Genomic DNA, 14,580 nt, shown 5'->3' on the forward strand with positions numbered 1-14,580 from the left:
TTTCTAATGCTGGTTGGCCTTGCGCAACTGGAAACGTTGGATCTTGCCCGTCGCCGTCTTCGGTAGGGCCTCGACGAATTTGATGGAACGCGGATATTTGTACGCTGCGATCACCTGCTTGACATGATCCTGCAGCCGCTTGACCGTCAGCTCGTCGGCGGCAACGCCCGCGCACAACATGATGTGTGCCTGCACGATCTGACCGCGAGCTTCATCGGGCGCGCCGATGACCGCACATTCGCTGACGTCCGGATGCAACAGCAGCGCCGCTTCGACTTCGGGACCGGCAATATTGTATCCGGCAGAGATAATCATGTCGTCGGAACGCGCTGCGAAATGAAAATAGCCGTGCTCGTCCTGGAAAAAGGTATCGCCGGTGAGGTTCCAGGCGTCACGCACATATGTTTTCTGGCGCTCATCCGCCATATAGCGGCAGCCCGTCGGCCCACGCACGGCAAGCTTGCCGGTTTCGCCGCGCGGCAGTTCGCGCATGTCGTCATCGACAATGATGGCTTCATAGCCGCTAACCGGCTTACCGGTGCGGCCCGGACCTGAATCGTCCAGCCGGTTGCTGATGAAGATATGCAGCATTTCGGTCGAGCCGATACCATCGAGTAGCGGCTTGCCAGTCTTGGCCATCCAGGCCTCGTATATGGGGGCGGGAAGCGTCTCGCCAGCGGAAACGGCAACGCGCAGTGAAGAAAGGTCGGCGCCTTCGTTCATAGCCTGCAGCATGGTGCGGTAGGCGGTGGGCGCGGTAAAGCTGATTGTCGCCTTATAGGTCTCGATGATTTCGACCATCTTTGTCGGCGTTGCCTGCTCCAGTAGGGCCGCTGCCGCCCCGAAGCGCAAGGGGAAGATCGCTAGACCGCCCAGCCCGAAGGTGAAGGCGAGCGGCGGCGACCCCACGAAAATATCGTCGGGCTGCACGTCCAGCACTTCCTTGGCATAGGCATCCGCGATCATCAGCAGATCGCGGTGAAAATGCATGGTCGCCTTGGGCTCGCCCGTCGTGCCAGAGGTGAAGCCGAGGAGGGCAACATCATCGCGGCCGGTCTTCACCGGCTCGAAGCGCACGGATTTGTTGAGCGCAATACGGTCGAGTTCAGCATCGTGGTTGGCAGTGCCGTCAAAGCCAACGACGTGCTTTAGGAAAAGGCTCTCTTTGGCGCAGGCCACCATGTCTTCCATCAGCCGCGTATCGCAAAGGGCGAAACTGATTTCCGCCTTGTCGATGATCTGCGCGAGTTCCCCGGCGCGCAGCATGGGCATGGTGTTGACCACCACGGCCCCGACCTTGGTTGCCGCCAACCAGCACGCGACCATGGCCGGATTATTCGCCGAGCGGATGAGAATGCGGTTGCCGGGCTCAACGCCGTAATTTTCGATCAGCGCATGGGCGATGCGATTGGTCCAATCCGTCAGCTCCTTGTAGGTGCGGCGGCGGCCATTGCCGATTAACGCGGTATTGTCGCCAAACCCGCGATTGACCATGACATCGGTCAGTTCGACCGCCGCGTTGAGCCATTCGGGATACTGGAACTTTTGCATCGGCATTTCCGGCCAGTCTTCGGCTCGGGGCAGATTATTCCGGGTGAAGTGATCCGTATGTGAAGTCGGTCCCAGCATGGTTTATCCCCTCGCAATTAATTCCGGGCAAGCTCGTGCCTTGCGATGATTATTTTCTGCACGTCCGATGCGCCCTCATAGATGCGTAATGCCCGGATTTCCCGGTAGAGCCGCTCGACCACGCTTCCCTTGCGCACGCCGTCACCGCCGTGGATCTGCACCGCCTTGTCGATGACGCTCTGGGCATGATCGGTTGCATAGAGCTTGGCCATGGCCGCCTCGCGGCTGACGCGTTCGGCGCCGTTGTCCTTCAGCCATGCCGCGCGGTAGACAAGAAGGGCGGCGGCGTCGATATCGAGCGCCATGTCGGCGATGTGCCCCTGTACCATCTGCAGGTCGGACATGGGCGCGCCAAAGAGATGGCGTCCATTGGCGCGGGATACGGTCTCGTCCAGCGCCCGCCGGGCAAAGCCGAGCGCAGCTGCTGCAACCGTGGAACGAAATACATCCAGCACCGACATGGCGATGCGGAAACCTTGGCCCGGTGCGCCGACAAGCGTCGACGCTGCAACGCGGCAATTGTCGAAAACCAACCGCGCCAGCGGATGCGGGGCGATGACTTCAAGCCGCTCGGCGATCACCAGCCCCGGAGTGTCGGCGGGTACGATGAAAGCCGAAATGCCCTTGGCTCCGGCCGCTTCGCCGGTGCGGGCGAACAGTGTATAGACATCGGCAATGCCACCATTGGATATCCAGGTCTTCTCGCCGCTCAATATGTAATCATCTCCGTCACGCGTCGCCGATAGTTCCATATGGGCGACGTCGGAACCTGATTGCGGTTCGCTGAGGGCAAAGGCGGATATCGCATTGCCGGTGCGCGTCCTGTTCAGCCATGCCTGCTTTTGCGCATCTGTTCCGAACAGCGACAAAGCACCGGTGCCGAGGCCCTGCATAGCAAAGGCGAAATCGGCAAGGCCATCATGCCGCGCCAATGTCTCGCGGATCAGGCAGAGGCTGCGCACTTCAAGCTTGCTGGAGGCATCGGCGGGATCGATGGCCGTGTGCAGCAGGTGACCCGCTTCACCGAGTTTGCGCACGAGATCGCGGCAGGCTGCATCGGTGTCGTCATGATCGATATGGCCGAGACTGGTGCCCGCCCATGTTTCGACGTCATCAGCCAGTTGCCGGTGCCGGTCTTCGAAAAATGGCCAGGCGAGAAACGATCGGTCGGCCATATTAGTTGCCCCCGAAGACGGGCTTTTCATGCGCAACGAAAGCATCGAAGGCGCGCTGGAAATCCTTCGTTTGCATGCAGATCGCCTGCGCCTGCGCTTCCGCCTCGATAGCCTGATCGATGGACATTGACCATTCCTGATTAAGCATCGTCTTGGTCATCATGTGACCGAAGGTGGGCCCGTCGGCCAGCCGCTTTGCCAGTTTGATCGCTTCCGCGTCGAGCTCTGCGGCCGGGACAATGCGGTTATAGAAACCCCAACGTTCGCCTTCCTCAGCCGCCATGGACCGGCCGGTGTAGAGCAGTTCGGCGGCGCGGCCCTGGCCGATGATTCTCGGCAGTATGGCACAGGCGCCCATGTCGCAGCCAGCAAGGCCGACGCGCGTAAACAGGAACGCCGTCCTGGCTTCCGGAGCGGCAAGCCGCAGGTCCGACGCCATGGCGATGATCGCGCCCGCGCCGACACAGACGCCATCGACGGCGGCGATGACGGGCTTGCCACAGTGCATGATCGCCTTAACCAGATCGCCGGTCATGCGGGTGAAGTCGAGCAGACGCTTCATGTCCATCTTCAACAGTGGACCGATAATGTCGTGCACATCGCCGCCTGAGCAGAAATTGCCCCCATTGGAGCCAAAGACCACGGCTTTGATGTCCTCGGCGTAGGTGAGGTCGCGAAAGCAGTCCCGCAGCTCCGCGTAGCTCTCGAAGGTCAGCGGATTCTTGCGCTCCGGCCGGTCGAGCGAGATGATGGCTATACCGCCCTCGACGTGCCATTTGAAAAAGGTGGCCTTGTAGTTTGCCATCTCACGCATGATCACCTCCCGTAATCAGTCCCCGCGAATGCTCGATTGTGTCCAAGATGGAACTCAGCCGTGCCGTCGTATCCGGCGGAAGGGTGCTGAAGATGTCATTGATCCACAATTCGTGCGCAGCGGCCATGCGCGAGAACTCGTCCCGACCCTTGTGTGTCAGGCGTACCAGCATGGCGCGCTTGTCACCCACGACAGGCACACGCAGCACGGCACCGTCCGAAACCAGCCGCTCGATGATCCCGGTGACGTTGCCATTGGAAACGCGCAGCGCCGAGGACAGTTCGCTCATCTTGAGCCCTTCTTCGAAGCGGTAGAGCGCCGCCATCACGTCGAAACGCGGTAGCGTGGTATCGAACTCCATCCGCAGCTTTTCGCGTATTGTCGCTTCGATATGCTTGGTCGCCTTCAGCATCTTCAGCCAGACCCGCAGGTTCTGCTTGACGAAAGCAGGGGATGCGCCCTCATCGAGGGACGGTTGCTGTGTCGGGTTGCTCATATTTCCCCTCCTGAAATGGCAATCGCCTGGCCGGTGATGGAATGAGAATTCGGGCCACACAACCACAAAACGGTCTGTGCAACTTCGTTTGGCTGGATCAGCCGTTTTTGCGGATTGGATGCAGCGAGCGCGGTGACTGCTTCGGCGTGGCTCTTGCCGGTCTTCTGCATGATAGTCTCTATGGAATGGTCCAGCATGGGTGTATCGACAAAGCCGGGACAGATCGCATTGACGGTAATACCCGTCTTGGCGAGCTCCAGTGCCAGCGCCCGCGTCAGACCGACAACCCCATGCTTGGCCGCGGTATAAGCCGAAACATAGGCATAGCCCTTCAACCCCGCAGTCGAGGCAATGGCGATGAGCCTGCCGCTGTTGACTTGCATCATGGCCGGAAGCGCGTGGTGAAATGTGGTGAACACGCCAGTAAGATTAAGATCGATCTGGTTCTTCCACGTCTTGAGATCGAGGCGGTGGAATGGCGCGCTTTCGGCGGCACCCGCATTGGCGATGACGATATCGAGCTGGCTGCCGATCTGTTCGAACAGGTGCTTAGAGGAAGCCTCGTCAGTTACATCGGCGGCAATCGGAACAATCAATACCGATTTTGCCGCTGTCTTCGCCAACACATCGGCCCGTCGCCCGGAGATAATCACCCGGGCCCCCTGTCCTGCGAGTTGCAGCGCGATCGCAGCGCCAACCCCGGTGCCGCCGCCGGTGACCAGCGCGACCTTACCTTCGAGCGAGCCCGCCACCTATGCGCCCTCGACCGGAGTGATGGTCTCGGCCCGCTCTGCCAGTCGAACCATCTGGTCGCGGCCGGGATAATAGGGCTTTGGCCAAGATTCGGTCTTGTCGCCCAAGGCGACGGCCGCGTGCAATGTCCAGTACGGATCGCTGAGATGCGGACGCGCAAGGCAGACGAGATCGGCACGCCCGGCAAGCAGGATCGAGTTCACATGGTCCGGCTCGTAGATATTGCCGACAGCCATCGTCGCCATGCCTGTCTCGTTGCGGATGCGGTCCGAAAATGGCGTCTGGAACATGCGGCCATAGACCGGACGCGCATCGACCGAGGTCTGTCCGGCAGAAACATCGCAGATATCAACGCCCGCTGTTTGCAGCATCCGCGCAATCTCCACCGCGTCCTGTGGCGTAACGCCTTGCTTGCCGACCCAGTCATTGGCCGAGATTCGCATGGAGATCGGCTTTTCATCGGGCCAGGCTAGCCGCACGGTGCGGAAAATCTCCAGCGGATAGCGCACGCGGTTCTCCAGTGAACCGCCATATTCGTCGGTACGGTTGTTCATCATCGGCGTGATGAATGAGGACAGCAGATAGCCATGCGCCGCGTGCAGTTCCAGCATGTCGAATCCGGCGCGATTTGCCATCAGCGCCGCCGTGACGAATTGATCGCGTATGCGGTCCATGTCAGTGCGCGTCATGGCGTGCGGGGTCTGGTTCTGTTTCGACCATGCGAGCTCGGATGCGGAAAGCACTGGCCAATTGCCGTCGGTGAGCGGCTCGTCCATGCCTTCCCAGCCGACCCGCGTCGAGCCCTTGGCGCCGGAATGGCCGAGTTGGCAGCAGATCTTGGCGTCAGTCTCTGCATGGACAAAATCGACGATCCGCTTCCATCCGTCTTCATGCTCGGGCGCATACATGCCGGTGCATCCGGGTGTGATCCTCCCTTCGTCACTGACGCAGGTCATCTCGATGGTTACCATGCCCGCACCGCCCTTGGCACGCTCGCCATAATGCACCAGATGCCAGTCGTTCGGTGTCCCATCGATGGCTTTGTATTGCGCCATGGGCGAAACGACGATTCGGTTCTTCAGCGCCATACCGCGTAGTTGGAACGGCGCGAACATCGGAGCGCGGTGCGTGCCTTGCCCGGCGCCAGCTTTTTCCTGAAACCACGCTTCCGCATTGGCCAGCCAGTTGCGGTCGCGCAGGCGCAAATTTTCATGGCTGATACGCTGCGAGCGGGTCAGCAGTGAATAATTGAATTGGACGGGATCAAGATCGAAATAGCGCTCCACATCCTCGAACCATTCGAGCGAATTGCGCGCGGCAGATTGCAGCCGCAGCACCTGCAAACGGCGCTCGTCCTCATATTTATCGAAGGCTGCACCAATCGACTTTTCCGTATGCAGGTACTCTGCCAGCGCGATAGCACTTTCGAGCGCCAGCTTGGTGCCGGAGCCGATGGAGAAATGCGCCGTTGCCGCGGCATCGCCGAGGAGCACGACGTTTTGATACGACCATTTCTCGCACAGCACGCGGGGAAAGCTGATCCATGCCGAGCCGCGAATATGATTGGCATTGGTCATCAGCGCATGACCGCCGAGATATCTCGCGAAAATCCGTTCGCACACAGCGATGGACTCCTGCTGGCTCATTGCGCCGAAGCCGAACTTGTCCCAGGTCGCCTGCGTGCATTCGACGATGAACGTCGCCGTGTCGTCATCGAACTGGTAGGCGTGCGCCCAGATCCAGCCATGCTCGGTCTCTTCGAAGATGAAGGTGAAGGCATTGTCGAACTTCTGGTGTGTGCCGAGCCAAACGAACTTGCATTTGCGTACGTCGATCTCAGGCTTGAAATGCTCGGCGAATGCGGCGCGGGTGCGCGAGTTCAACCCATCGGCTCCGATGACCAGATCATAAGTCTTGCCCAAGGCCACCACGTCGTCGATCGGCGTTTCGAAGCGCAGGTGAACGCCGAGTTCTCTCGCGCGGTTTTGCAACACAAGCAGCAGCTTTTTGCGGCCAATGCCGCAAAAGCCGTGTCCGGTCGATACAGTTTCGGTGTTTTTGAAGTGAACGGCTATATCGTCCCAATAGGCGAATTGCGTGCGGATGGCCTCGGCGCTGATCGCATCATTGGCAGCGAGATTGCCGAGCGTTTCGTTGGAAAGCACCACGCCCCAGCCGAATGTATCATCGGCTTTGTTACGCTCGATGATGGTGATGTCGTGAGCAGGATCGCGCAGCTTCATGCTGATCGCGAAATAGAGACCGGCAGGTCCTCCTCCGAGACAGGCGATCTTCATCAGACATGCACTCCGGTTTGAACCTCGTCGTGCCATCATCGTGTCACTGCCTGAAAATAATTTCAAGTATGAAATTTCAAGCTTGAATTATTTATTTGATTGTGCGGATATTGAGCATGGAAAATGGGAGGCTCGCGTTGGAAAACACTATCCGAACCGAAATACAGGATGGCTATGCGATCCTGACCCTTGACCGCCCAAATGCATGCAATGCGCTCAACACCGGTATGCTGAAGCAACTGGCGGAAGCGTTGGCTCATTTCGACCGCGATCCCGAAATACGCCTCGTCATCCTGACGGGCGCGGATGGCAATTTCGCCTCTGGCGCGGATATCGGCGAGATTGCCGACAGGACTGCCCTGGACGGCGTGCATGATCTGCGGCTGCATTCCTGGGAGACGATTGCCAAGGTGCGCAAGCCGCTCATCGCCGCGGTGGAAGGTTACTGCCTCGGCGGCGGTTTCGAACTTGCGCAGCGCTGCGATCTCATCGTGGCTGCCGAAAATGCCACGTTCAGCCAGCCGGAGGTACGGCTTGGTCTCATACCCGGCGCAGGTGGTGTCCAGCGCCTTGCAACCAGCATCGGCAAATGGCGAGCGATGCGGATGGTCCTGAGCGGCGAAACCATCACTGGACGGGAAGCGTTCGAATGGGGCCTTGCTTCCCATACAAGCGCTGCTGGCGAAGCACTGCCAACGGCCAAAGAAATCGCTGCCAAGCTGGCCCAGGGCGCTCCTTTGGCGCAGCAGTTCGCCAAGCAGGCGGTGCTGACAGCATTGGACAAACCGGAGGGCCTCGATCTGGAGCGCCGCTCGTTCGAACTGCTGCTCTCCACCGAGGACAAGGCTGAAGGCATCGCCGCCTTTCGTGCCAAGCGCAAGCCGGACTTCAAGGGGCGCTGACATGAGTGAAACAATCGATGTAATCGGCGTCGTTGGCGCGGGCGTGATGGGTCGCGGCATTGCCCAACTCATGGCGCGTGGCAGCAAACGGACGATCTTGTATGATGCCGTTCCGGGCATGGCGGCGACAGCCAAGGCGACCATTCTTATCGGCATCGAGGAGCGCATCGCTCGTGGCAAGGCCGGTGAGGATGAATTGGCTGTAGCGGCCAGGAACATCGTGATCGCAGATGATCTGGCTGGTCTCGCGCCTTGCGAGCTTATTATCGAAGCCATCATTGAAACCATTGACGCCAAGGTTGGATTGTTTCGCGCGCTGGAAACCGTGTGCGATGATAGCTGCATCCTTGCAACCAACACGTCATCGCTGTCAGTCACCGCGATAGCGGAAGGCTTGCAGAACCCCCGTCGATGCGCGGGGTTGCATTTCTTCAACCCTGCAACCGTGATGAAATTGGTCGAAGTGGTTGCAGCGCCCGCGACAGATCCGGCCATCATGAAGCAGCTTGCAGCGGTCGTTGAAGGGCTTGGCAAGATAGCTGTCGAGGTGCGAGACAGTCCGGGCTTTCTGGTCAATCGTTGTGCCCGGCCATTCTATGGTGAAGCATTGAAACTGCTGGAGCAGGGCGCTGCCGATGCGGCTACCATTGATGCCTGTCTAAAATCGTCGGGAGGCTTTCCGCTTGGACCGTTCGAACTCATCGATCTCGTTGGCGTCGATATAAACCTTCATGCGACACGGGCGGTCTGGAACGCTTTTGGACAAGCGCCGCGCTTCACGCCTTCGTCGATCCTTGAAAATATGGTGCGTAAGGGGAAATTGGGCCGGAAAACCGGCTCGGGCTTTTTCACCTATCCACGTGAGAAAACCAGCGCATTAGCGGAAATCCACTGTGATCCGGATATTTTCCTGCGCGTTGCTTCAATGCTCGCCAATGAGGCAGCCTTCGCCTTTCAGGAAGAACTCGCCTCGGCGGAAGCTATCAACACGGCTGTCAGGCTTGGCCTCAATTTCAAGTATGGGCCGCGCGACCTTGCGCAGATCATAGGCGTTCCAAAGATCATCAAGACGCTGCAGCGCTGCGCGCAAACCGATACCTCCGGACGCTATGAAATCTGTGCATCACTCGCGCAATTTGCAGGTCAATAGCTCCCCCTTGAACCACTTGAAAATAGAACCCAGCGGCTAGGCGACCGCCGAAATTACAGAACTTGCCTCGCATTGCAGGTTTCGCGATTGTACCCACGCTCATGAACGGGCTGCGCTGTGCAAATAGCAATGGCATTAGGCAAGATAGACCCTCAGCGATTGGCCCGCTGGCAAAAGCTGCAGGACGAAAACCGGGGTAATACCGTTGAAGGAGTCAGATCGCGTGGCACCCGTTCCGTCCTTGGCCCTAAAACTAGACGTTAAAACCCCTTGGGTGAGCCGGCCAGATGCCTGCTTTTGGCCCAACCCAACCCGAATGACGCCAATTGGGGCTCGCTCGAGCTTGATCTCCGCGCGGGCATCAAGCACGCTCCAGGGTCAAACGACAGCCAGAGACGCGTTGCAGACCGTCGCGGACAGTTGGAGGCGCAAATTCGATCGCTTGAACCCTTGATGGAAGCTGATCTTCAGGAACCACGGCTTCCACGGCGGTCATCACTTCGACGGCCTTCACGGCCACCCGCAAGCAGTCCCGCCCGTTGACGCCGACGGCTAATCGCGGCACGCTGGCGTCGGGCACGTTGAAGTCGAGGAGATACTCCGATGCATGTAACGATAGCACAAGCACAGAAAATCGTCGAAGCCTCTCGTGCAAAGGCCGAGGCCTTGAATACGCAAATGTGTATAGCCGTGGTCGACTCCGGGGGAAACCTGAAGGCCTTTTATCGAATGGACGATGCGTGGGTCGGGTCTATCGACATCTCCCATAAGAAGGCTAAGACGGCGCTTTTTTTTGGTATGATGACCGGGCAAATCGGCCAATTATCTCAGCCGAACGGCCCCCTGTATGGTATCGAGCACTCCAATGACGGTCTCATCACCTTCCCAGGTGGAATTCCAATCGTCGATGACGACGGTGTGATGAGCGGTGCTGTTGGAGTAAGCGGGTCGACGGTCGAGAATGATCACGCCGTTGCTGAGGCCGGCGTACGCGCTGTCGGCCAGATTGAATTGCCAGAGCACCCTTGGCGAACGTAGGTAAGAACACTCCGTACGATTGGAAACTCCATAGGCGCGAATGGGTTGCGCGAGTTCAACGCCCGGTTCGATCTCGAGAGTGGAGACCACCACTTCTGCGTTTTCTGAGGAAGGACGATCGGATAAGGCGCGAAGCCGTCGGCGTTCTCTGGTGGGTTTGCCAAATCATATAGTTATTCGGAACGAGAGGGGACGACTAGCGCGGGTTTGCAGTCCCGATCTTTTTCAAGGTGACCATTGAATAGGGCACTACACAACAGGCTTGTAGACATTCAAGCTACAATCCAAAATGCTCGATATTCGCCTATTATCGGCATTTACAAACGAACGGTTTCTCGCCCAGTTCCTGATTGAACAAAACTTGGATCCGAGACGGATCAATCGTTTATATAGTTGAGGAACTCGCAGTTGCAGTGCGATACATTTCCAAGTGTCGGAAGCGCTCAGGCCGAGCTGTCGACGCGATCGACGTCAGCACCACGGTCAAAGCGTTAGCGGAACGAGGATTTGCGCTTCGCATTTCTGGTTCAGGCATGGCCGGGTTGGATGGGCACATGCCTAGCCCTACGCAACACCGTTACCGTACGCCGCTACTTGTTTGTTCAAACGACCACTTCACCTGCTCTGCCAGGAACGCGGCAAACGGCTTCACATTCATATTGCCGCTCGCTTCCTCCAGCCCTGCCAGATAGGCCCTGCGGTCTTCCACCCTGACGACTGTCCAGGGATAACCGCCGGAGGCCAGCATGGCATTCATGAGAAACCGCGCTATCCGGCCATTGCCGTCCGGATAGGGATGCACATAGCCCAAGAGCCAGTGTCCGAGCACGGCGCGCACGGATGCTTCTTTCTCCGCCTCCAGTAAATCGAATAGCGCGATCATCCCATCGGCCACCGCCTCTGCTCGCGGCGGTACATGTTGTGAGCCCCGCAGGTACACAGATTGATTGCGATATCCGGCAAGCGCACTCGCCCTGAGTATACCAGCGGTCACGGAGGGCGCGAACAGTTCCCGGTACCATTCTCGATGTGTTTCCCGCGTCAACGCTCCTGCCGGCTTGCCGTTTATGATAGCGGCGACCGACTCTTTGACCTTCTGAAAGGCGAGGTAGTAACCGCGCGCGGCAAGCGCATCCCGGTTCTTGCGGTCGTCTTCATCGATCTCCGGGTTCCAGCTTCCCTCTCTCACACGGTCGATGAGCTCGGGTGTGACGCTGTACCCTTCGATCGACAGCGAATGATAGGCGTCGCTCTCGTAGATATCCTCGAGGAACTTCATATAGGCGTCCTTGTCGACCGGCAGGCCAGTTGCCTTTGGGAATATTTCAATGACGGCTTCGCGCTGTGATTCCCAGATCGCGCGCAGGCGGGCGACAAGCGGCGGTACCCCCGCCGGGATAACGGTCACACCAGCTTGACCCGCGAACGGATCGGACTCGCGCACGTCATACCCGGCCGCTTTAAAGGCCGCCACGATTTCATCCGCGAAGGCGTCGCGCCCTACGCGGCGGAAAGCGCCGGCAAGTCGTCCCGCCACGGAGGAATGGCCGCCATCAAGCAATAAGGCCAGAACAGTTGAGACGTCGCGCACGGACGCCATTGCGATCTGTATCTCGATCGGCGCGCGCTGGAAAAATGCTTCCGGTACACGAATAAGCGCGGCCTCAACCGTGAATATGCGCTGACGGTTCTTTTCCGTCAGCTGTTCTGGCATTTCCTTGACTTGGAGGTCATAGATGGAAGTGCCAAACAACAGGTCGATTTTGTTGTTCTTGCCCTTGGGTGTGTTAACCACCACCTGCGGCGGAATGGTGGGCGCTTCCGCATGCAGCAAAAGCGACTGCTCTGGTGACAAGAACCAGTCCTTGCCGAACCGCTCATTGCAGTACAGAGAACAGAATTCCCAGAAGCTTGCGTACCAGGGGGTGGTGTCCTGTTGCTGCGCCTGCGGGCCGGTCGACATGACCCAGCCTCTAATCACATTGCGCAGAAAGCCATTCTGCAGCAGTCGCTCTCGGTGAACGCGGGATAGTTCGTCCGACTTGAATATGCGCCGCCCGCCTTCCTGCAGCTTTTTGAGGATGGCTAGGGATTCAGAGAGTTTTTCATGGGGCTTGGCCATTACCTGCCCTTGCAAGTTTTTGGTGTTGTGCAATTACAAGTATATAATGATGATCTATCACAAGTCAATCATGCCGTGAAATCACAAGTTTTTAGCGGTGAGCAATTGCAAGTTCTTAATGTTGCGGCAGAAATATGAAATATCTCAATGGGATAATGGGGTAACTATGTGATTTAAGCGGTTAGCGCGGCCTCCGCCAAATTTCCTGGCGGTTAAGGGTATGTTTTGTTTGTTCAGCAGCTGCGTCAGTGAGTACTAAATATCGCTGTTGTGAGTTCATTGCGACACGCGAGTCACCCGGGTAAATCTCTTTGAAGTCCCAATCTGCATAAGTCTTTCCTTCACCGACTGACAGCGGGATTTGCGTGCCGGAAATGAGTGGCAGTCAAAACGAGCTAACAACCACCCAATACTTTTAAAGCCGCAAATTCCTAGGCGTACCGGCGTTGTCCATACTAACGGCACTATTCAGATCATCATGTTCGCTTGCGGCAAAAGCTCCGCCTTCGAGATGATAGACATGCGGTTCTTCCGAAAAATATTCCTGTAAGCCCATCATGAACATCCGATGGTCTTCACTCGCTTCGAAGCCCAACGTGTGATCCTCGATTGAGCGCCCTCGAGCAATCAGGTGGAATAGTTCGGGCATTTCGATCTCTTGCGCCAGTGACCGGGGTAACCTTCTGCGCGGGTAGGTAGCGGAACGACTTCGGCGAATGCTTGTCTGAACGTTTCAGATGCTCCTTGTAAATGGGCAGCACAGCGATCTCATAAATCATGGTTGAACCTTTAAAGTGAGTTGGAGCGTTTATGAGCGTGCACGCGCAGTGTCAGCCGACGGGTCAACTGCCATCGCGATTTTTCCCTGGATACTGTTGTTCGGGCTCTCAAGCCGGGTATGAGCGAGGGGGATGTCAGCGAGCGCATAGACAGCCCCAACGTGCGGCCGCAGCTGACCACGCTCTATTAATGTGCTCAGTTCATCAAGCTTTCCGCGGTTTTGCCTTGTGAAAACGAAGTGATAACTTGCGTTCTTGCCCCATGCTTCAATGAGGTTCTGTGGCTGTGCGATGTCCACGATCGAGACCACGCGGCCAAGTTGCGCGAGCACGTCCGGGCTACGGGCCAATGTCGCCACCAATGGTGTCAAACACGACGTCGACTCCGCGGCCTTCCGTTTCCCGCATGATAGCGCTGATGTAGTCTTCCTTCTTGTAGTCGATGACGACGTCCGCGCCGACCTCGACCGAGACAACGGAAAAGTCGTCACGATGGGCGCGGACATGACACCGCTATTTCCGGCCAAGTCGACGCGGTGACCGGATTTCTCACGAACACCAAGGCGGTGTCCGTGCTTGGTCCCGAGATCGTAACGCTTATTCCGGCAAACACCGGGGTTCCGAACTATGCAAATTCATACTTCGTGGCGGCAGATGCGTATGACAGCCAGAAAGAAAATCTCGTAAATCACACGACGGACTTCACCCGCTCCCAGCCATTGGCGAGGTGAGTGTCTAGCTCGCGAGCTAAAGTCTCGGCGTCGCGTGCTTCGAGCGCTGCAATGATCCTCTCATGCTCGGCCACTGCTCCTGCCCATCGTTCAGCTCCCTCGTGTCCGATGAAACGGATGCGCTTCACACGCGATTGTAGCAATCCGTGCACTTCGGCCAGGGGGGCATTGTTTGCCAGGGCTACAATCCCCGTATGGATCTGTTGATTCACCTTGTAATATTCGAGCCGTTCAGCAGCCTTATAGTGTTTTACCATTGCATCATGAAGTGAACGCAACCGCGCGATGCCTTCGTCGCTCGCCACCGCGCATGCGATACGTCCGGCGAGCATTTCCAATGACCGCAGGACAATGAGCATATCCTCCACATCCTTGGCGGAGAAACGCTTGACCACGGCCCCCCGGCTTGGCACGAGCTCAACCAACCCTTCGCTGGCCAGGAATTTCAAGGCTTCGCGCAGCGGCGTGCGCGATACGCCCAGTTCCTCTCCGAGCTGGGTTTCGTAAATGCGCTCGCCCGGCTGCAGATCTCCTTCGATGATCATGTCCCGCAAACGCGTGACGATTTCTCCATGGAGCGACTGACGCGAGATAGTGGCAACTGTCCGTCGTCCGTTAGCCTCGACCATTTCAGATGCCATGGTGTTTCTCTCCTCGTTCCGCCGCCCAACTGGCGAGTCGGTCCCTCCGGTCA

The 14,580-nt window shown here is 57.9% G+C and carries 15 protein-coding genes and 1 pseudogene; 6 read left to right on the plus strand and 10 right to left on the minus strand.

Annotated elements, in window-relative coordinates; translation table 11 throughout:
- Positions 1-3: 3 nt before the first annotated feature.
- The 6 genes from PHA01_RS21470 to PHA01_RS21495 are packed head-to-tail and all read right to left on the minus strand — an operon-like array spanning position 4 to position 7,164.
- Positions 4-1,629, minus strand: a complete 1,626-nt coding sequence (locus PHA01_RS21470; protein WP_271898388.1) for an AMP-binding protein — start codon at positions 1,627-1,629, stop codon at positions 4-6.
- Between the two features lie 17 nt (positions 1,630-1,646).
- On the minus strand, positions 1,647-2,804 hold the full coding sequence (locus PHA01_RS21475; protein WP_271898389.1) for an acyl-CoA dehydrogenase family protein: 1,158 nt from the start codon (positions 2,802-2,804) through the stop codon (positions 1,647-1,649).
- Position 2,805: 1 nt separating this feature from the next.
- The gene (locus PHA01_RS21480) at positions 2,806-3,618 is read right to left on the minus strand and encodes an enoyl-CoA hydratase family protein (protein ID WP_271898390.1); all 813 of its coding nucleotides are present in this window, start codon (positions 3,616-3,618) and stop codon (positions 2,806-2,808) included.
- On the minus strand, positions 3,611-4,114 hold the full coding sequence (locus PHA01_RS21485) for a MarR family winged helix-turn-helix transcriptional regulator (RefSeq protein ID WP_271898391.1): 504 nt from the start codon (positions 4,112-4,114) through the stop codon (positions 3,611-3,613). Before PHA01_RS21485 ends, PHA01_RS21480 begins: the two co-directional genes overlap by 8 nt.
- Positions 4,111-4,866 carry an SDR family NAD(P)-dependent oxidoreductase gene (locus PHA01_RS21490; RefSeq protein ID WP_271898392.1) on the minus strand — a complete coding sequence of 252 codons (756 nt, stop codon included), beginning with the start codon at positions 4,864-4,866 and terminating at the stop codon, positions 4,111-4,113. Before PHA01_RS21490 ends, PHA01_RS21485 begins: the two co-directional genes overlap by 4 nt.
- Entirely contained in the window at positions 4,867-7,164 is a 2,298-nt protein-coding gene (locus PHA01_RS21495; RefSeq protein WP_271898394.1) for a bifunctional salicylyl-CoA 5-hydroxylase/oxidoreductase, read from the minus strand.
- 137 nt (positions 7,165-7,301) lie between these two features.
- On the opposite strand from PHA01_RS21495, the gene PHA01_RS21500 reads away from it, so the two are divergent.
- From PHA01_RS21500 to PHA01_RS21515, 4 genes and pseudogenes are all read left to right on the plus strand, one after another.
- Positions 7,302-8,066, plus strand: coding sequence for an enoyl-CoA hydratase-related protein (locus PHA01_RS21500; RefSeq protein ID WP_271898395.1), 765 nt, complete (start codon positions 7,302-7,304; stop codon positions 8,064-8,066).
- Position 8,067: 1 nt separating this feature from the next.
- Positions 8,068-9,216, plus strand: coding sequence for a 3-hydroxyacyl-CoA dehydrogenase NAD-binding domain-containing protein (locus tag PHA01_RS21505; RefSeq protein WP_271898396.1), 1,149 nt, complete (start codon positions 8,068-8,070; stop codon positions 9,214-9,216).
- 46 nt (positions 9,217-9,262) lie between these two features.
- A pseudogene (locus PHA01_RS21510) lies at positions 9,263-9,480 on the plus strand (ribosome small subunit-dependent GTPase A); the annotation flags it as partial.
- Between the two features lie 339 nt (positions 9,481-9,819).
- Positions 9,820-10,254 carry a GlcG/HbpS family heme-binding protein gene (locus PHA01_RS21515; RefSeq protein WP_271898397.1) on the plus strand — a complete coding sequence of 145 codons (435 nt, stop codon included), beginning with the start codon at positions 9,820-9,822 and terminating at the stop codon, positions 10,252-10,254.
- A 577-nt stretch (positions 10,255-10,831) separates the two neighbouring features.
- Here PHA01_RS21515 and PHA01_RS21520 read toward each other — a convergent pair.
- The 3 genes from PHA01_RS21520 to PHA01_RS21530 all read right to left on the minus strand — a co-directional run bounded on the left by PHA01_RS21520 (position 10,832) and on the right by PHA01_RS21530 (position 13,514).
- Positions 10,832-12,376: a Fic family protein gene (locus PHA01_RS21520; RefSeq protein ID WP_271898398.1), complete on the minus strand. Its 1,545-nt coding sequence runs from the start codon at positions 12,374-12,376 to the stop codon at positions 10,832-10,834.
- Positions 12,377-12,791: 415 nt separating this feature from the next.
- Positions 12,792-13,025, minus strand: a complete 234-nt coding sequence (locus tag PHA01_RS21525; protein WP_271898399.1) for a hypothetical protein — start codon at positions 13,023-13,025, stop codon at positions 12,792-12,794.
- Between the two features lie 159 nt (positions 13,026-13,184).
- A complete protein-coding gene (locus PHA01_RS21530) occupies positions 13,185-13,514 on the minus strand; it encodes a zinc-binding dehydrogenase (RefSeq protein WP_465248741.1) in 330 nt (109 codons plus the stop codon).
- Between PHA01_RS21530 and PHA01_RS29590 the strand changes: the two genes are divergently transcribed.
- Together PHA01_RS29590 and PHA01_RS29450 are read left to right on the plus strand one after the other, a co-directional pair.
- Positions 13,447-13,695 carry a hypothetical protein gene (locus PHA01_RS29590; protein WP_465248742.1) on the plus strand — a complete coding sequence of 83 codons (249 nt, stop codon included), beginning with the start codon at positions 13,447-13,449 and terminating at the stop codon, positions 13,693-13,695. The genes PHA01_RS21530 and PHA01_RS29590 overlap by 68 nt on opposite strands.
- A gap of 26 nt (positions 13,696-13,721) precedes the next feature.
- Positions 13,722-13,886, plus strand: coding sequence for a hypothetical protein (locus PHA01_RS29450; RefSeq protein ID WP_417021005.1), 165 nt, complete (start codon positions 13,722-13,724; stop codon positions 13,884-13,886).
- Here PHA01_RS29450 and PHA01_RS21535 read toward each other — a convergent pair.
- Positions 13,844-14,527: a GntR family transcriptional regulator gene (locus tag PHA01_RS21535; RefSeq protein WP_271898400.1), complete on the minus strand. Its 684-nt coding sequence runs from the start codon at positions 14,525-14,527 to the stop codon at positions 13,844-13,846. The two genes, PHA01_RS29450 and PHA01_RS21535, sit on opposite strands and share 43 nt — an antisense overlap.
- Positions 14,528-14,580: the final 53 nt, after the last annotated feature.

It is taken from the genome of Candidatus Phyllobacterium onerii (assembly GCF_028331445.1).
In the GTDB taxonomy this organism is placed as follows: Bacteria; Pseudomonadota; Alphaproteobacteria; order Rhizobiales; family Rhizobiaceae; genus Phyllobacterium; species Phyllobacterium onerii.